The organism is Leptospira terpstrae serovar Hualin str. LT 11-33 = ATCC 700639 (assembly GCF_000332495.1).
GTDB lineage: Bacteria > Spirochaetota > Leptospiria > Leptospirales > Leptospiraceae > Leptospira_A > Leptospira_A terpstrae.
The window spans coordinates 42,181-60,612 of sequence record NZ_AOGW02000002.1 but is presented as its reverse complement, the minus strand read 5'-3'; the positions used below and the strand labels follow the sequence as shown (position 1 = coordinate 60,612).

17 protein-coding genes are annotated in these 18,432 nt (G+C 39.3%); 3 read left to right on the top strand and 14 right to left on the bottom strand.

All coding sequences use genetic code 11. The features are described 5' to 3' along the window. Window positions 1–96 precede the first annotated feature (96 nt). Both LEP1GSC203_RS00410 and LEP1GSC203_RS00405 read left to right on the top strand, forming a co-directional pair. Window positions 97–1,452: an MFS transporter gene (locus LEP1GSC203_RS00410; protein ID WP_051064128.1), complete on the top strand. Its 1,356-nt coding sequence runs from the start codon at window positions 97–99 to the stop codon at window positions 1,450–1,452. Next, the gene (locus tag LEP1GSC203_RS00405) at window positions 1,449–1,676 is read left to right on the top strand and encodes a hypothetical protein (RefSeq protein ID WP_002971906.1); all 228 of its coding nucleotides are present in this window, start codon (window positions 1,449–1,451) and stop codon (window positions 1,674–1,676) included. Before LEP1GSC203_RS00410 ends, LEP1GSC203_RS00405 begins: the two co-directional genes overlap by 4 nt. A gap of 17 nt (window positions 1,677–1,693) precedes the next feature. Here LEP1GSC203_RS00405 and LEP1GSC203_RS00400 read toward each other — a convergent pair whose 3' ends face one another. The 4 genes from LEP1GSC203_RS00400 to LEP1GSC203_RS00385 form a co-directional block, all read right to left on the bottom strand. Further along, window positions 1,694–2,503 carry an LIC13212 family protein gene (locus tag LEP1GSC203_RS00400; RefSeq protein ID WP_002971671.1) on the bottom strand — a complete coding sequence of 270 codons (810 nt, stop codon included), beginning with the start codon at window positions 2,501–2,503 and terminating at the stop codon, window positions 1,694–1,696. Window positions 2,504–2,572: 69 nt separating this feature from the next. After that, window positions 2,573–3,619: an alpha/beta hydrolase gene (locus tag LEP1GSC203_RS00395; RefSeq protein ID WP_002971878.1), complete on the bottom strand. Its 1,047-nt coding sequence runs from the start codon at window positions 3,617–3,619 to the stop codon at window positions 2,573–2,575. After that, window positions 3,619–5,124 (bottom strand): DUF2779 domain-containing protein, encoded by a 1,506-nt coding sequence (locus tag LEP1GSC203_RS00390; protein ID WP_002971752.1) that lies wholly within the window; start codon window positions 5,122–5,124, stop codon window positions 3,619–3,621. Before LEP1GSC203_RS00390 ends, LEP1GSC203_RS00395 begins: the two co-directional genes overlap by 1 nt. Further along, on the bottom strand, window positions 5,117–6,109 hold the full coding sequence (locus tag LEP1GSC203_RS00385) for a helix-turn-helix transcriptional regulator (RefSeq protein WP_002971862.1): 993 nt from the start codon (window positions 6,107–6,109) through the stop codon (window positions 5,117–5,119). The genes LEP1GSC203_RS00390 and LEP1GSC203_RS00385 overlap by 8 nt, the downstream gene beginning before the upstream one ends. Window positions 6,110–6,172: 63 nt before the next feature. Here LEP1GSC203_RS00385 and LEP1GSC203_RS00380 point away from each other — a divergent pair, with 63 nt between their 5' ends. Then, window positions 6,173–6,937 (top strand): LIC13411 family adhesin, encoded by a 765-nt coding sequence (locus tag LEP1GSC203_RS00380; protein ID WP_002971789.1) that lies wholly within the window; start codon window positions 6,173–6,175, stop codon window positions 6,935–6,937. Between the two features lie 2 nt (window positions 6,938–6,939). Here LEP1GSC203_RS00380 and LEP1GSC203_RS00375 read toward each other — a convergent pair whose 3' ends face one another. The 10 genes from LEP1GSC203_RS00375 to LEP1GSC203_RS00330 form a co-directional block, all read right to left on the bottom strand. Continuing rightward, window positions 6,940–7,302, bottom strand: a complete 363-nt coding sequence (locus tag LEP1GSC203_RS00375) for an LIC13410 family lipoprotein (RefSeq protein WP_002971574.1) — start codon at window positions 7,300–7,302, stop codon at window positions 6,940–6,942. 34 nt (window positions 7,303–7,336) lie between these two features. Further along, window positions 7,337–8,590: an MFS transporter gene (locus LEP1GSC203_RS00370; RefSeq protein ID WP_002971823.1), complete on the bottom strand. Its 1,254-nt coding sequence runs from the start codon at window positions 8,588–8,590 to the stop codon at window positions 7,337–7,339. Between the two features lie 3 nt (window positions 8,591–8,593). After that, complete coding sequence (locus LEP1GSC203_RS00365; RefSeq protein WP_002971731.1) at window positions 8,594–9,274, bottom strand: biliverdin-producing heme oxygenase; 681 nt, start codon at window positions 9,272–9,274, stop codon at window positions 8,594–8,596. Between the two features lie 79 nt (window positions 9,275–9,353). Then, window positions 9,354–10,484, bottom strand: a complete 1,131-nt coding sequence (locus LEP1GSC203_RS00360) for a hypothetical protein (protein WP_039936775.1) — start codon at window positions 10,482–10,484, stop codon at window positions 9,354–9,356. After that, window positions 10,481–11,257 (bottom strand): GNAT family N-acetyltransferase, encoded by a 777-nt coding sequence (locus LEP1GSC203_RS00355; RefSeq protein WP_002971868.1) that lies wholly within the window; start codon window positions 11,255–11,257, stop codon window positions 10,481–10,483. The genes LEP1GSC203_RS00360 and LEP1GSC203_RS00355 overlap by 4 nt, the downstream gene beginning before the upstream one ends. A gap of 158 nt (window positions 11,258–11,415) precedes the next feature. Beyond that, window positions 11,416–11,997: an SOS response-associated peptidase family protein gene (locus LEP1GSC203_RS00350; RefSeq protein ID WP_232225683.1), complete on the bottom strand. Its 582-nt coding sequence runs from the start codon at window positions 11,995–11,997 to the stop codon at window positions 11,416–11,418. A 144-nt stretch (window positions 11,998–12,141) separates the two neighbouring features. Continuing rightward, the gene (locus LEP1GSC203_RS00345; protein ID WP_002971904.1) at window positions 12,142–13,854 is read right to left on the bottom strand and encodes a hypothetical protein; all 1,713 of its coding nucleotides are present in this window, start codon (window positions 13,852–13,854) and stop codon (window positions 12,142–12,144) included. Then, complete coding sequence (gene polA / locus LEP1GSC203_RS00340) at window positions 13,841–16,660, bottom strand: DNA polymerase I (protein ID WP_002971615.1); 2,820 nt, start codon at window positions 16,658–16,660, stop codon at window positions 13,841–13,843. The genes LEP1GSC203_RS00345 and polA overlap by 14 nt, the downstream gene beginning before the upstream one ends. Beyond that, window positions 16,657–17,763, bottom strand: coding sequence for a glycosyltransferase (locus LEP1GSC203_RS00335; protein WP_002971689.1), 1,107 nt, complete (start codon window positions 17,761–17,763; stop codon window positions 16,657–16,659). Before LEP1GSC203_RS00335 ends, polA begins: the two co-directional genes overlap by 4 nt. 1 nt (window position 17,764) lies before the next feature. After that, on the bottom strand, window positions 17,765–18,367 hold the full coding sequence (locus LEP1GSC203_RS00330) for an ATP-binding protein (RefSeq protein ID WP_232225677.1): 603 nt from the start codon (window positions 18,365–18,367) through the stop codon (window positions 17,765–17,767). Window positions 18,368–18,432 lie beyond the last annotated feature (65 nt).

Here is an 18,432-nt window from a genome sequence, read left to right as displayed (position 1 = left end):
GAAAGGATCCATACCTGAACTATTCATTTGACAGATTTACGAAAGGGAGGGAAACTCTTTAATTACTTTCAACCAAGGAAAATTCAAACACCCTCTATGTCCCAAGACAGAACCCCGGAAGCCAAAAAGAAAAAAAACCGTGAAATTTTTGGATGGTGTATGTTCGATTTTGCGAACTCCTCCTACACCACCGTCATCATCAGTGTTGTTTATTGTGAGATTTTTACAAGACTTGTTGTCCCGGCAGATATGGCCTCGGACAATCCGTACCGAATGGGAAATTCCCTTTGGGCTTGGGCTCTTGCTGCCTCCTATTTGTTTGTTGTCGCCACGGGTCCTATATTTGGTGCCATTACGGACTATAGCTCCAAGAAAAAACTCTTTCTTTTTCTTAGTTATGTAGGTTGTGTCATCGCTACCTTTTTACTCTACTACGTAGAACCAGGAATGGTTTGGCTTGGGATGGTTCTTGTTGCCCTTTCCAATTTTTTCTTTGCTTCAGGAGAAAACTTTGCTTCCAGCTTTTTGCCCTTTCTTGGTTCTAAAGAGGACCTAGGTAAAATTTCAGGTTATGCTTGGGGGATTGGTTACTTCGGTGGGATTGGATCTGTGGCCCTAGCTACTACCCTCGGGGATTATACCTTAGACAATTTTCAAAACTTAAAGTTAGTGGGGCCTTACACTGCTATTTTCTTTTTAATCGCTGCAATCCCTACATTTCTTTTTTTGAAAGAACCTCATCTTCCGCTAGGTGTTTCCCATCATGTAAATTATTTTAAGATTGGAAAGGACCGTGTGATTCAAACCTTAAAGGATGCAAGCCACTTCAAAGACTTAATGATTTATTTGGTTTCATTGTTTTTTACTATGGCAGCTCTTGCCATTGTGATTTCTTTTGCTTTCATTTATGGATCACAAGAAATTCATATTGAAGCCGAACACAAACAAGCCATGTTTATCTTCATTCAAATTTTTGCTGCTGTGGGTGCTCTAGCTTTTGGAGTCATCCAAGATAGTATTGGTGCGAAAAAAACTTTTAACCTTACGCTTGTTCTCTGGTTGGTCACTTGTGCCTTAATTTACTTTGTATACGACATTACAAACTTTGCCAACGCCACTCTCGGTAAATCTTGGACTGTGCAGTGGGTATTTGTTTTTATTTCATCACTTGCGGGAATGGGACTCGGATCTACTCAGTCTGCTTCTAGAGCTCTTGTGGGTATCTTTAGTCCTGAATCCAAATCCGGAGAATTTTTTGGAATGTGGGGACTTTCAGGAAAAATTGCTGCGGCAGCCGGTCTCTTTCTTTTTGGATACATCCAAACACTCGTAACCCTTCGGAATGCATTCCTTGTGGTTGCCTTCTTTTATTTTCTATCACTACTCATAAACTTGTTTGTGAACGAAGAAAGGGGAGTTGAGGCGGCAAACCGTTTCCAAGAAAAAACATGATAGTAGAAGATGAGGATGATTTTGAATTACACCAGAGCCAAAGAAATTTGGCTCTCGCAACCATCGATGAATTAATGTTAACGAAGATGGATTTACTTGATGCGGAAAAAAAAGTGCCTCGTTTTATCAACAATGCACTTTCGTATTTAAAGAGGAAATATGTGACCGAGGAGCAAACGATTTCGCAGCTCCTCATCAGTCGGAGGGAAAAACAACAAACTTAAAGAAAGGTTTTTCTAATTTAGTTTGTGTTATAGTCCAAAATTTTTGTGATCATTTGTTTTTGATCTAATTCAATACTTCTAAGTTTGAATGCAGTTTGTTTTGAGATTTTACGTAACATCTTTTTGTAAGACCTCATGATATGTTTTTGTTTATCATAAGGTAGTGGGTCTTTTTCATCGTTTAACACCATAGCAATATCCGGTTCTGCTGGTTGTACCGGATCATTGGGCCAAATAGTATCTGAAGTTAAGGATCTATAGTATTCCAATCGAATATCAGAATTTGTATCTAACTTCGCATCCCCTTTTTCGTCTTTGTCTGGACTTTCTGATTTTGGCGAAGGATTTACAAGTCTTCTCATTTCCTTTACATGGACAGTTCCATCTGCGTTCACTCGTCGGAAAGCAAGGATGATTTTATCTAGGTCACTAAAGTCTTCCTTAGGGTAGATATAAGCAATTCCATCATACAAAAAAACAGTCGGATAATCAATGTAAGACTGTCCTTGTGGGAGTTTGATTTCTAAGTAAGGTTTACCATCTTTGTCTTTTTTATAAAGTTCTTTGTGGTCTTCGGGAGTATGAGCAAGATATTGTGCGGCAGTTTTATCCACTCCTAAATCTTGGAGTTTTTTGATTTTCTTCAGGTTTCCACTGATACTAGCATGTAAGGTATCAATTTCGTTATCACCAAACCCATTTTTTCTTTGCAGGTCGATTTGTTTTTGGGTCTCACGTTCCTTCAAGGTAGCGGAAGCCGGTTTTTCAGCGTACTGTGCCGAAATCCCAAGTAGGAAAAAGAGAGAGATGGAGAATCTTAGAATCATGACGTACCTCAGGGAATTCTGTCCTTTATAGTATCGAATCCTTCCTTGTCGATTCTTGAATGGACTTACTCAGATTTTTCGCCCAGAAAAAAAACGCACAAAGGACTGGAATAGATCCAATTCTGCTTCTTTGGCTTTGGGAATGAGACCTGTGAGCTGGATGTAACCATGAACGAGAGAAGGAAAAAGGCGTTCTTCTACCTTCACGCCGGCCGATTGTAAGTGTTTGGCATAGGTTTCGCCTTCTTCGCGGAGTGGATCATAACCTGCGATTCCGATGTAAGTGGGAGGCATACCTTTGAGTTCCTTGGAGTCAGCAAGAACTGGCGAGTTGTTGTGGAGGAGTCTGTCTTTTTTGTTTGGAAGGTAGTTTTGGATGAACCACCGCATAATTGACTTTGTGAGGACATAACCCTCCCCAAAGAGTTCGTAGGTTTCCGATTCTTTTGCCGTATCAAGCATTGGGTAGAGTAGAGCTTGGAATACAGGAACTTGGACCTTATCTTTTTTGGCTCTGAGACAAAGGGTAGTGGCAAGTAAAGCACCTGCACTATCTCCACAAACAGCAATTGCGTTTGGTGATCCACCAAAGAGGTAGGCGGTGTTACGAACATATTGGTAAGCAAGCCAAACATCATCATGGGCAGCAGGATAAGGATGTTCTGGAGCCAAACGATAATCCACGGCAATCACAATGCTTTTTGTGTAATGAGACATTTTACGGCAGAAATTATCATGAGTGTCTAAATTACCTATCGTGAGTCCGCCACCATGAAAGAATAGGATGGTGGGTAGGTTTCTTTTTTGTGGGTTTGCGTTGTAGACACGGATGGGAATGAAAGAGGCGCTAGGTGTGGGAATGAGTTTGTCTTCGATGTGAGGAATGGGAAATTCCGGTTCATCGAAGATCCGCATTTGATCGCGGTAGTGCCGGCGTGCCTTTTCTGGACTCATTTGTTCCATTTTGGGGAGGAACCGCGCAATGTTACATGCAAGTGCACAGCGAGGATCCAAAGCGCTAGTTTCCGGTTGGTTATTTTTTCGAACCAAAGTGGAAATCCAATGTTCTGGTAACGAAAAGACAAGTTGTGCGACTGATTTTTTGATACCTAACATTAAATAACCGATAATCGTTCTAATAACATTCTATAGATTAAAAACAAACCGTAACTATCAAGTTTGCAGTAAGCTTTCAAATCCTCCAGAACACGTTTTTTTTCTTCGGCTGTCACCTGCTTTTTTATTAATCTTAAATATTGGTAGTTTGCATCTTGTCCTTCGCGAATGGATAGACCGCCATGGCTTTCTGTACTAAAACAAGGCAGTATTTCCTTTAAAGATGCTTTGCCATTTTGGCCAGGATGGTAGATCCATAATTTTTTGAACGGCATCGCCAGGTCGATAAACATCGATTTGATTCTTTCCCAAAACTCTAAAAACTCAGGAAAGGCTGTGGCCGTCTCTTGGATGATCAGTTTTTCAAAGAAATCATTAAATGAGAAGATGGTGATTCCTTCAGGAAGGTCTTTTTGCAATTGGGTAATGACTGCAAGTCGGGGATCTGTGCCCACATCTTCATGTAAGTACGTTTTGTGCGTTAGTGTATCGGTTTCCGTATCCCAAATATGTAAAGAATAGAGGTAAGGTACGTGTTGGAAAGGTCTTGTACTCGGGTAAAGGGGGAGGTATGGATTGATAGACTCAAAATCTAGAAATGCTACAGTTTTTGTAACATTTGTTAGGTAACTTTCAAAAGCATTTCGGTCAAAGTAAGTTTTACCCGAGATATGCGCCTGTTTTTGTATCTTTTGGATGGGGGTAAGCTCTGAATCAGGAACAGATTCGTACGAATTGTACCCCAAGGCAAACCACTGTTTTGCTAATTCAGAACTATCTCGGAAGTCAAAAATTTCTTTGGCATTTTCTTTCCCTTCCGCGCAGTGGCTCGGTGACCAACAGGATTTTAGAGACCGGCAACTGGGTTTGGAATCAAGGAAAGAAAACTGTACAGTTTGTTCGTTTGTTCTCTCAATTTCGGACAGGAATGGTTTCCATTCTTCCTCACGAGTTCCCCATTCCGATTCCATTCTCGGAGTTATGTCTTCTATGAGTAAGTAGTCTTCGGGGTAAATTGGCCCACCAGGGAAAATGTATTTCGTTTGGATGCGAATGAGTTTGTATCCAATGACATTCAGTGACATCCCTTCTGCCACTTTTTTATGAAAGTAAAAGGATCGGAGAATGTCTTGTTTGACAGAACCAATCGGGCGAAAGTCCCAAAGGATCCATCCTTCACGGTCAGGATCGTATTCCAAATATTCTACAGTGGAAACAAATGGTTTTGAGCGAAGGTGGGCATGAAAGATAGACTTTTTTTCCAAAATCCATTCCTGGGTTTTTTGAATGCTTTCTTCTCTTTCTAATGTTTTATCTATGGAGGCCGAGTCTTTAAATTGGCTTCTGCACAATTGTAAAAAATCTCCCCATTCCAAATAACCACCGTAAGATGAGGATAAAGGTTTCGGGATGATCCCTTCTCTAACCAAATGGAAGGCATTTTTACATCTTAAGTATTGTAAATACTGCGACTTGGTAACAGGTGTGATTTGAGGATCAAACAAATTGATACAAATTTTCCCAATGTTTTGTATAGGATTGGAATGTCTCTTTCCAACGATCGGAAGTGGAGACAAGAGCTTCCGGAGATAAGACAAAAAATTGGAAAAGTGCATTTTGGTTTGTGGTTTTTACTCGGTATTCGTCTCCCAACTTTTCAAACTGCGCACCTTCTAAAAACAATTTCCAACGGTCTTCATAATCAGGATGGATTTGAAATGGAATTTCTAATTCAGGATGTTTTGCAAGTAACAAAGGGTGGAAGTTGAGGTCTTGGTTTGTAATTTTAAGATTGGATTGGAATTCTTCTTTGGATTCTTTTTTCACAGTGATTTTAGGAAGGATAAACCTACGTAAGGATTTTTTCCCACGGTCATAAGCGAGTAAATAGAAGTCCGTTGTGTTCTTACGCACGAGTCGATATGGTTCTATGATTCTTTCGTTTGAATCAAATCCATATTGAATGGTGAGTGCTCTTTTGTCTTTGATGGCTTGGAGGATTTTTTCTGTGTTAGAAGTATCTGGGATTTCTTCCATTTCAGATTCTTCTTTGGGTTGTTTGGCAAATTTCGGAATGAGATCCAAATGATGAGAGAATAGTTTTTGCGAAAGGCTAAAACCTTCCATCGTAGGATCTGTGGCAAACAAAACTTGAGAAAGATATTCTAACTCTTCTTTGGTGAATTTAAGAGTACGGTCTATGGATTCTTTTTCTAAATAATAAGGAAAATAATCTTCTGATTGGTAACCAAATTGTGCCACTTTGATATTGAATCCAAGGCTTTTGAGTTGGTTTAGGTCGCGGTAAAGTTTTTTGCGATCTGATTCCCTATCTTCATTTTTATAGAAACGAGGCATGATGTTGCGAAATTTTTGGAAGCTAATCCCTTTCGGTTCACGAAGGAGATTGAAAAGAAGGGCAAAGAGACGAACTTCCGTCTCATTCATTTTTTTCACTTCAATCATGGGGAAGTCTTCAAAAGAAGTCATATCTCTCCAAACTGTGTGTTTTTTTGATTCCGAAAAGTAGAAAATGAAAAAAACTGGAAAAGAATGCGATCTATCGGACTTCTCCTTACCCTTTCTTTTTTTCTACAATGTGCCACTTATTGGAAAAATCGTAAAAATGATTTTCAAGACATTGTGACTGTTGGGGCAGAAACTCCTATGTATGGAGCAGCAGTTAAAGTAGGACCACTTCCCATTGGTGTTCTTTTCCAAGGAGGAGAATCGGAGATGGGTAAAAAAGATTTGGGCCGAGGAGTTGGACTCCGGGGTGGGCAGTTCGGCACTTATCACTCCCAACAGCTCGTCTTTGGTGTATTAGGTGGGGAGAGTTTTCATTCCGGACTACCAACATTGGATGCCAAAGGAAATTGGCTCGTGGATAAAAAGGGAATCCCTCTCACAACTGACGAAAGGGCCAATGTAAAAAGTTATAAGATGCGGTATTATTCCTATTGGTATGATCCTGTGAAAGATCGGAAAAAAAGAAAAAAAGAACATTTCCGTCGGGAACTTACAAAGGACTTGGTAGCTGCCACTGGTCAGAAGGAATTTTTAGTGTATCTTCCGCAAGAAGACCAAAAACCTTTTGGTTATCCACCAGGTTATTCTTGGAACTTCGAACTGGCAGCTGGAGTCTACGGTGGTGCAAGACTTGGATTCAATGTAGCAGAAGCCTTTGACTTTTTATTAGGATTTGCCACCGTTGATTTGTTAGATGATGATGTGGAAGGAAAAGTCAAACCAAGTTTCCCTGGTTTTCCTTTTCCTGGTCCTACAGATGCGGAAACAGAATCCGAATCGGCAGAATGATTTTATAGTTTGAAGTCTTTGGCCGTGATTTTGTTTTTAGGATCAAAAGTGAGTTTCAAAAACTTTTCGACTACATCTGGTTTTTCTTTTAGAGTGTAATACTGTTCTGGAACATCACGATCTTCTGCAAAATACCATACCATCACAGTTCCGCTAGGATCGGATGATTTTTCTGTAGATTTGCCAAGAACAGCTTCTGTTTTTACCAAACCATCCCCCACTTTAATCATATCGATTTCTAATTTACGAAGTGCTGTGTGTGGATGAACTTTAGTGCTTCCTGCTTGAACTTTGTTTCCGGAAGTACAAGAAACTAAGAAAAGAACCGAAGCGAGTGTGCTGAGTATCAAAAGTTTTTTGATCATAAACCCTTACCTTGAGATGGACTAAACAAAGATTCTACAGGATAGGATCAGGGTTGGCAAGTGATATCTTTTCTCTTTCCTCATCGATTCTGCCCATTTTTCCCAAAATCTTTTTGAAAAATGGAATGGTTAAAAATACGAGACCAATCTCCAAAAATCCAAAAAAGAAAGATAAGGCAGAAAAACTATAAGCCGGAGGTAAAATGGATTCAAAGACCGTTTGCATTTGCACAGAAACCACTGGCCCTAACATAAACCCAAGCGAACCCACACCGGTAAAAGCTGACATGGTAGTCGCTGTAAGACCAGGTTTTGACATTTTACTGGCAAGCATCATGGAAGGAACAAACATTACACCCGCCCCAATTCCACAGATAAGTAAAAAGGTAAATAGATACCAAAATTCATTGGTAGTGCCTGAAAGCCCAAGAAAGATTCCGTAAATGGTTGATCCAACAAGAACTAGGGGCAGAACGCCTGTTTTGCGAGACAGGAGGGCGGATGGATAGGATAACAAACTCATTGGGAAAAGAACCAGTCCTAAAAACACTCCAAGCATTCCTGGATGAAATGCTAATGTTTCTCTTAAATGGATATTGAAAGATGAGATGATAAATCCAACAGTAAAACGATCGATGAAGTTGAATAAAAATGGTACGAATAAAAATGGATTTTCGAATATGGCGACTTTTAAATCGCTTAACTTAAAATCTTTGACTTTATGAATTCCTCTGTCTTTTAACATGAGTAAACTAAATAATCCAACAAAGATAAGAATCCCAGAACCTACATAAAAGGGTAATAACGGATTTTTTCTTCCGAGAATTCCAAGTGGCATTCCAAACGCACCACCCAGGGATAAAAACATTCCCGTGATCCCCATAAGAATTCCTTTCCCATAGTAACGTTTGTTCTCCGGATCATTTTCACGATCGGCTGCGGAACTCAGTAGGAGACCTATGATAAAGATATGGGCAGCTCCCTCAAGGAATCTTAAAAAAAGAAAGAGCCCCATATCGGTGACTATGGTGAGTAGATAAAAAAGTCCTGCGTCTAAAAAACAGAAAAAACTAATGAAATACTTTCTGTTTTTAAAACGATCGGATATGATTCCCGCAATCGGTGCAAAGAGAAAGGAACCGAGCATAGGGATACTTGTAAAGTATGCTACTTCCCAGTTGGATCCAAGCAACCGATCCTTAACTACATCCTTTACTACCGGTACAATCATTGTCACCGGCAACATGGATAAAAAAACTAAAGTTACTAAAGTATACGGGAATCCCAAAAATTAACCTGCTGGTAAAAGAGTCTGGTAACGATCCATTCCGATATTTTCTTTTAGATCGGAATCGAGTTCAATAAACAAAAATTTGTTCAAATCAAAAGTGGCGTTTGCCTCAGCTAATAGTTCTGCTTTTTGTGTATCGTTCAGAGGAAGTGTGTCCAAATTTTGGCGGTAGATGCCTTTGAAAGCCATAAGGTCTTCGATTTCAGGAAATTCATAAAAAGCAGTTCCTTCATTTCCTTCCAATTCGAAAGTTTTTGCTACTACTTTTTTAATAGACTGACCACCAGAAAGATCTCCCAAGTAACGGACGTAAGCTTGTGCAACGAGTAGTTCCGGTTTTGTTTTTGCAATGTTTTGAATATGGTCAATGTAGTTTTGCGTAGCTTTGGATATAGAACCACGAAGTTTTGTTCCAAATTTTTTTTGGAAAGTGGCGATGTCTTCTTTCAAAGAGTTTTCCCGAAAGAGAGCAGGGAAGTAAAGTTTGGATAGGATAGGGTTGTCTTTGTTTTGGCGGTAGAGTTCTTCCATAACAGTATAAACTGCAAGTAGGCTTTCTAATTGGTAAGTATAAGTTTGGGTATCAAGTCCCCCTCTAAAAATTGCCCGGATATAAGGAACCTTTTCAGTTTCCTGGTGTTTGTCGGCAGTTCCTTCTCGTAACATCATTGCTATGGACATAATGGCTCCTTGTTCTCTATGTGAGAATCAATCTCATATATGACACTACCCTGACAATTGCGGGTACTGTCAAAGAAAATTATAGAGAATCTTCCTGGGTGGGTGAATTCCAAAATTCTAGAGGGGTGTTTGCCCTTTGTTCTGGGTAGAGAAAGTAAGAGAGAAAAAATACAAGAATGGAAACCACAATTCCAATGGTGGCAAGAACTACATCCTTTCCCACTTTGCGAAAGGTGTCGAGGTAAGGAAGGTCCTTGTAAGTGATGACGTTCAAAATGATTTCCCGACCTGCAAGGAGTCCGAGAAAGGCCCATGTAGTCGACATGGGAACATTGCTTATGGATTGGAAAAAGAATAACAAACTCCCATAAACCAAATCCACAATGGTAGCAGCTTTGGCCCATTGGATATCGGACTTTTCAGAAACCACTCTTTGGATGGTGCCTCCATTGGTTCGGATGATAATCAGTAGAGCTGTAATTAATATAAAAACTGCGGTTAAAAATTCGATGATTCCCAATTGGCGTGGTAAAAACACAGCAATATTGGCTGTGTCTTGGAGTAACCATGCTACCCATAAGTACATAGTGGAAAGCCATTGTAACTGTGACCATCTTCGTTCCGTTACAGGATCGGGAGTATGGACTTCATGGTATTCATGTGGGTCAACTTTGACAAGGATGGCCCAAACAAAAATCGCCACAAGGAAAGCGAGACCATAACCAAAGAAGGATTTGGTTAACATTTGGTCGATGCTTTTGCCACCAAACAGACCTAAGACGAGAAAAGTTGTGGATACGGGGGCACGTAACCTTGTGATAACAACAAGAAGAACAGGTGCCAGGAGTTGGAGTAGGTTGAAGTCTTTGGTTTCTGGGATAGAATCGAGTCTATGAAAATGGATTTCTCCACCATGCAAAAACCATGCAGCCAAATGGACTAAAAATAGAAGGCCACCGAAAACGAGAATCTTCTGGAGCCAGTGAACTGATTTTTTACTCTCGATAAAGGTTCCGATGGTTTGGACTGCATCGTTTCCGGCCACAGAGAACGATGCAATCGCAAATGAAAACCATCCAAGATAATACCGAGGAATGCCCAGGAAATAACCGGCACAAATCGTAAGGACTAAAAAAAAGGTAAAAGCAAAGAATCGAACTTGGTCCTTTTTTGTCGGGTGCTGGTAGTCTATTTCCTGGTTAAGGCTCATGCATTCATATAGTGTTTCGCGTATCTCTCCGTAATTTCCTTGCGGTCGAAAAGAATAAACACATCTGTAGTACCAAAAACAGAATCCAGTGCAGGAATTCCACAGATTTTAGCACCCACTCGGAGGTATCCTTTCAAAAGTGGAGGGATATTTTTGGAGATAGTTTTCGGATCTTCGACATGAAAATTGGCGTCAAACCCAGGAAGGACAAAATCAGGATTTGGATACACTCGAAATTCCTCAGGGGCAATCGCTTCTTTCGCTTTTAAAAACCCGTATGATTGGGAAGCAACTCCCGCATCCGTTGAGTGAATGGATCCGCAACCCATAAGGTAACGAACATTATGTTTGTTCATGAATTCAGCAAGGCCTTGCCAGAGAAGGGAAATCACAGAACCATCGCGGTATTCAGGGTGGACACAAGAACGTCCTACTTCTGCAATTTCATCTGGTAGGTTATAAATAGATGTGATATCAAATTCGTTTTCGCTATAGAAACCAATTCCGTTTTTTGCATTTTGACGAGTTAAAATACGGTAGGTTCCTACAATTTTTTTGTCATCGGTGGATTTATCGATAACAATGAGGTGGTGGCAATACAAATCGTATTCATCACGATCTTTACGAGTAGCAGAAGATTGTGGCAAACCTTCTCCCATTTCTAAGTTAAACACTTCATAACGTAGTGCCAGTGCTCTTTCAATTTCCAATTGGTTTTCAGCTAAACGAACTTCTAAAATTCGTTCTGTTTTGTTTATTGTATTTGGTTTCATTGGATTCTATCCTCTTGGTTTATCTTGCCTATAAGGTAAAATGGGTCGGTTACGACAATGTGACAATAAGGTGAAAATCAGTTGAATGGACCATTAGTTGTTATGTTACATTTTTGTGACACTAAGCTGTGAAACGAAAATTTAAGATCCATTGTAATTCAATCAAACAAAGTGGCCTCTTTGTTGAGATCAAGTTCTGTAGTTTCCTCTGGAGTGAATTGGTATAAGAGGTCTGTTATATCTTTCGGGTTTGTCACCGAATGATCCATCCAATGATTTTGGTTTTGCTCTGGCATAATGATAGGTTGGCGATGTTTGTTATCACCACTATTATGAATGGATTTCATTTTTTCATTCGCATCCCCAGTGAGAATAGTAATCCAACGGATTCCATCTTCTTCTCCCCAAAGACCCGCAAAATAAGTATAAGGATTTTTGAATGTGATTTCGTATTTATGCTTTTTTCCGGTATTCTGAGTTTGCCATTCATAAAATGAATGCACTGGAACTAGAACTCGATTGTTAACATATAAACTCCAAAAGGGAGATGAGAATAATTTTTCTGATTTTGTGTTTGTTAGCAAGTCGGGACACCAAGATGGTTTTGTGCCCCAAGTGCAAGTCGCAGTTGTGATGGATTCACCGATTAATTGGAATGATTGGATCTGACTTTTTGGGTGTTTGATTTCATAGAGTGGAGTTGATTGTTTTAGAAATTGATTGATTGTTTCTCGAGGCAACCTAAGAAACCAGTCTGCCTTTTTTTCCTCTTCTAAAATCAATCGCCAAGAAAGCAGGTTACACATGACTAAAAAAATATTGAACTTGTTTTGGTTTTTGTCAAATGCAATTTATTTCCAATCTTGCGACTGTCATTCTATTGTTTAATTTCCGGTTTTTAGATTACAGCTTGGTTGTGGTTTTGCCATTGAGGAGAAACTCTTTAAGGGCGAGTAGTATATGGAAAATTCTTTAATATCTTTTGGAGAATTAACCGCCAAAGATCCATTAAGTGAACATGGATCTATGCCGGGAACCGAAGTCGTAAAGGAAGGGTGGTACTTTTGATTGAAAACCAAAGTTTCACCTTTCTTTAAAAAACCAAATGAGTAATGGTCAGGTTTCCAAGAAATAGGTTTCACTGCTTCCTTCGTAGAAAAAAGATAGAATTCTCCCTTATAGTCTTTCTCTGTAATGGTTTTGTTAGTAAAATAGAAAGTTAAATTTTCGTAAATATCATTGATCGATAAATCTGCTTTCAATGCAGGCAACATTCGTGAATCAGATCCATAGTCGGGAACTGAAAGAACTGTGATGGGAAATGGATTTGGATTTTGAACGGATACCTTAGGTAAGGAAAGTACAAAGATTTCCGAAAGAAACTTGGTATTCATTTTTCTTGTATCTTGGGTGTGAATGAGAAAACAAAGGATGATGAAGGATCCCATGATACTCTGGTATTTTTCCGGAATAAGATCCCAGAGATTTTGGAATCCCACTGCCAAACACCAAGCATATAAAAATACAACGCTAAGGCTCCATCTAGGATACACTCTCTCCCAGGAATAAATTGGTAAGTGTTTTAGGAGGGTCGCAGGTGAGTAGGCGGAAGTATTTCCTGCCATAACCCACAAAACAAGCGCTAGTAGAAATAAAACTAAAACCATCCGCTTCTTTATGAAAAATAGAAGGGGGAAAATATAGAGAGGGATTTGACCTAGGTAGTTCCCATATTCCCAATACCGATATTGCATTTGCGAAAGGGACTGAGCAAGTAATGGGTGTTGGGAAGATCCAAAAAAAATTGAATAATAATCTTTCCCATGTAACGGGAATTGATCTCCAACAAAATACCGACCCACAGAGTGGATGAATTGGTATAGGGGAATCCATTTGAAAGAAAGTACAAACAAAACAAATACGCTTAATTTCGTAAAACGATAGATGGATTCTTTCGGAGAATCGGATATATACACTTCCCTTATTCCTAAAAAGAAAACTAAAAGTAATGTTTGAGACAGTGGGTAGATGCTTCCTTCAGATAACAAAATATAGGTGATTGCGGTGGCTGTGATCGCAATTCCCCAATTTCCGTTTTTAACAAAATACAAAATGTAAAATACAAGAGCAGGTAAAAATAATCCAGGGATTTGGTTTAAGTGGCCTGCATAGAATTTTTGAAATACAAATCCTGAAAATTGAAATACAAAAACGAATAATAAGGAAGCTAAAGTATTTGATTTTGTATACAACCGAAAGGAAAGAAAATTAAGAATTCCAGAGAGAATAAAGTAAAAAAGAAAACTAATCTTTAGAGCAGTAAGTGTGGGGAATAATACGGCGAATAAATGAGTGAAACTTCCGACTTTACTCGTTGGATTTTCCCAAACAGGAAACCCAGCTCCATAATATGGATTCCATAATGGGAAGGTGGTTCCAAATTCTAAAAAAGACTTTCTTAAGAATTCCACATGGAAACTATACATGTCCCAGTCGAACCGACCATAAAGGTGATCGTTTAAAAATAAATCCTTAGTATTCCAAAGATAAAATATAAAAAAGAAAAGAAGTAAGGCAAATGGCCTAATGCGCTTCATCCCAGTTACCGCCAAACTTCCCTTGGGCGACAATGGGAACTTTTAATTTCATCGCAGATTCCATTTCTTCTTTGGCCATTTGGTAGAATTCTTTTTTTTCCTTGGGATCCACTTCAAAAACAAGTTCGTCATGGACTTGCAAGATGAGTTTGGATCGAAATGATTCTTTTTTAATTTTGTTTTGGATTTGAATCATTGCTAGTTTGATCATATCCGCAGAAGTTCCCTGGATCGGAGAATTGATGGCTACGCGTTTTGCGGCTTCACTGGCCATTTTATGTTTGGAATTGATATCGGGAAGATAACGCCTACGACCAAGTAGGGTTTCTACATAGCCATGTTCTTTGCAGAACTCAACGATTTCTTCCATATAAGTGCCTACACCTGTGTAAGTAGCAAAATACTTTTCTATAAATTCTTTTGCTTCTTTGCGACTGATCCTTAGGTTGTTGGAAAGCCCAAAAGAAGTAACTCCATAAATCACTGAAAAGTTTACTACTTTTGCTTTGTTTCGCATATCGGAGGTTACTTGGTCTTCTGGAATGCCGAAGAGTCCTGCTGCCGTTCTTTTATGGATATCGGCTCCTGACTTGTAGGCATCCATCATTTGTGGGTCATTGGCAAAGTGGGCCATAATTCGGAGTTCAATTTGGCTATAATCCAGAGAAAGGATTTCAAATCCTTTTTTTGCAATGAACCCTTTTCTGAGTAACCTTCCTTCCTCATCTTTGATCGGAATGTTTTGTAAGTTGGGGTTTGTGGAAGACAATCTTCCTGTGGCAGCGATGGTTTGGTTGTAACTTGTATGGATCCGACCCGTTTTTGGATTAATGAGCGTTGGCAAAGTGTCCGTATACGTGGATTTGAGTTTGGAAAATTTTCGAATCTCTAACAAATGATCGATGATGGGGTGGGTGCCTTGAAGGGATTCCAAAACTGAATGGTCTGTGGAATATCCTGTTTTTGTTTTTTTATCTGAGGGAAGCCTTAAGTCTTCGAATAAAACAGTTTGTAATTCTTTCGTTGAGTTGATGTTAAATGGTCTACCAGCAAAAAAATGAATGTTTTTTTCCTGTTCTTTGATTTTGGCATCAAAAACTTTTGAGAGTGATTCAAAATAACCTGGCTCAACCGCGATCCCTTCAAATTCCATATCTGCCAAAGTGAGTAACACAGGCATTTCAATATCAAAAAATAGTTTTTTATGGATTCCTTCTTCCATTTTGGGAGAAAGGACATTGTGAAGTTGTAAAGTTATGTCTGCATCTTCGCAGGCATATTCTGAAACTTTTTCAGGATCTATGTCGTATAGGTTTTGTTTTTTCTTTCCTGTACCAACTAACTCTTCGTATGTGATAGTTTTGTAATCCAAATAGTCAACGGCCATATCGTCCATATTATGACGACGTTCCCCTGGATTCAAAAGATAGGAAGCAAGCATAGTATCAAAATAAATACCGACAAGTTCTAAACCGTAATTACGAAGCACTAATAAATCGTATTTGATGTTTTGCCCAATTTTTTTCCACTTGGGGTCAGTTAACATTGGTTTTAAAACTGCAAGACCTTCTTCTGGGGTAGGGAGGAGGTGGCTATAGATGGACTCAGGGTGTGAAAAAGCAATATAATAACCAACACCTGGTTCCTGGGAGAATGAAACTCCCAATAGTTCCGCAAGCATAGGGTCTTGGGAAGTGGTTTCTGTATCAACCGCAATTGGTTTTTTCGGATCTAGTTTTGCGACTATTTTTTTCAGATCCTCTAGGTTTTGAATTCGTTTGTAACTTTTTTTTGTTACCGCTGAACCTTTGTTTGGTTTTCCGTCGGTCCCAGTGTTCTCTGTTGATCCTTCTTGTGATTTTTTTCCCTTTTTTCCAGTTGGTTCTGGGTTTACTTCTTTAGTATCCCCGTCGCTTATAATTGGGATTCCCGCTTGTTTGGCAAGGTCACGGTGGAGGACATTGAATCCTTCGTCTTTGAAATATTGCACCTTGGCTGGGTCGTAATAATTTGGGATCTTTAAATCATTCTTTTTAATATCGAGTTTGAGATTGGTGACAATGGTAGCTAGTTTCCTGGATAAAAATGCATTCTCTTTATCAGCTGCTAGTTTATCGATAAGGGATTTGTTTTTCACTTGGTCTAGTTTTTTATAAATGGTCTCTAGGTTTCCAAATTCTTGAATGAGTTTGGCTGCACCCTTTTCCCCTACACCTTTGACTCCAGGAATGTTGTCTGATGCATCACCGAGTAGTGCCATGTAATCGGTCACTTGTTCTTTGGTGATTCCTATATTTTCTTCCACCCATTTAGGGTCGATTTTTTCAAATTCGGAAACTCCACGTTTCCCGCGTAACATATGTATGTTTTTATCTAAAACTTGGTATAAGTCTTTATCACTGGATAAAATGACGATCTCTTCAAAATCTTTTGCAAATTTTTTACATAAAGATCCAATGATATCATCAGCTTCAATTCCATCCAATTTGTACATGGGAAATTCCAAAGCCTTTAACATTTCATAGATTTTATGAATCTGAGGTTTGAGGTCCTCAGGCATTGGTTTTCTATGGGCTTTGTAATCTTCATATAAATCATTTCTTTCGAGTCTTGTGCCTGGATCGAATGTGAACGCGATATGAGTTACTTTTTCATCTTGCAGGAGTTTGAATAACATCCTCCAAAAACCAAAGATGGCACCACTAGGAAGTCCTGTTTTGGAGTTGGTGAGGTTGGATGCAGCAAAAGCAAAATAAGCTCGGAAAGCCAAAGCATGGCCATCAATGATCAGTAGTCTTCCACTCATGTTCCTTCTCCGTACAAAGCATCTCCTAAAAAGGAATAATAGATTAGTTTTGTTTTTTCAACTGTTTTGGTGACAGAAAATCGTTTGACTGAAGTTTTGTTAAAAGATCCGAACTTGGATCGCAATTCTTCGGAACCAACCAGTTTGTCTAAACCTATTGCAATGTTCTCTGCATCTCCCACCGAACAAACATAAGCCCCTTCGTTATGATCTAACATTTCGCCAATTCCACCACCATTGGTAGCAACAATCGGAAGTGCTGAGGCCATAGCATCTAAAACAGAGGTGCCAAGTCCTTCTTCTTTGGATGTGAGTGTAAAGATATTAAATAAAGAAAGTAAAGCAGGGATATCTTTACGATAACCGGTAAATATCACTTTGTCAGTTATTCCTAATTGTTCTGCTTGGGTTTTGAGTTTGTTTTCCAGTTTCCCATCACCTACAATCATAAGGCGAAAGTCTGTGTTTGTTCTCATCTTCGCTATGGCATTGAGTAAAGTTTCTTGGTCTTTGTGATCGACAAGAGCTGCCACATTTCCAATCACTATACATTTTTTAGGAATATGAAATTCTTCTCTTAAGTATTCATGAGGGACAGATTTCGAAAATCGTTTTAAATCAATCCCTGAATAAACAGTAATGATTCTTTCTGGAGCAATTTTACTTTCCATCATCACTTCTTTGATTTTTTGAGAAACCGGCAAATAACAATCGTTAGCTAGATGTTGGTACTTCCATCTTGAAAAAAAACTGGTTTTAGGTTTAAAGTCTACTCTTCGAGATACTATCAAAGGAATATTTAAGTGTTTCCGTTTTGCAAGTAGGGCGAGTGTATGCGCATGAGCTGTATGTGTATGAATTAGTTTTATTTTTTTAGAGATACAGAGAGATCGAATATTCTTATAAGCACTCCTATCCCATTCTCCGCGCATTTCGATGGGAACAAATTCGTATCCGTTCTCTTTGCATTTTGTTTCTAAAGGAGAACCGGGTTGGCCTACAACGATTTGAGGGATTTTGAAAGTGGTCAGTCCTTGGACTAAATAATAAAGCTGTTGTTCTCCACCGCGCCATTCGCGAGAAGTATTGATATGAAGGATCAAATTATAAGTGTTTGGAACGGTCGTATTCGAGAGCGATGATGGAGCCCATAACTTTGAACCCCGCCGGAGCTTCGTCTACCATTCCTTCTCCGTGAAACATTACTTTAACGGAGTCCATCATGGCATTGATAATTTTCAATCCTTTTCCCATGTTCTTATGTTTTTGGCCGGAACCATTATAAGGAAGGGTCTCCGGTTTTTTACTTTGGTGGTTTTTGATATGGTCAAGGAAGGTACTAAAACATTGGGATTGGTTAGATCGAAGTAGTTCTTTGTCTGTGTCGGGAAGAGAACCTTCTTCCGAAAGTCCAGATCCATAATCCAAGATATACAGTGTAAATTTTGAGGAATCAATCCGCCAACGGCAAATGATGGTTTCATCACAATGGCAAGAAACATTGGCTGCCACCGCATTGGTGAGTGCTTCATCAGCAGCCAGTTCAATATGCATGATATTGTCGGGGCTAAAGCCATTGTCTTCCAGGGTTCGTTTGAGCTCAGTTCGGAAATGTCTGACAGAGGACATATCCGGAGGTAGGAACATAGCATACGATCCTACGGAGGGGCATAACAAATAAGGTAAAACTTCAGATGGTGCTGTCAATGGCCGCCTTGTCCCCCGCTTCTACTTATATTACACGAAAGATAGGCAGAAAAAAAGTCAAAAAT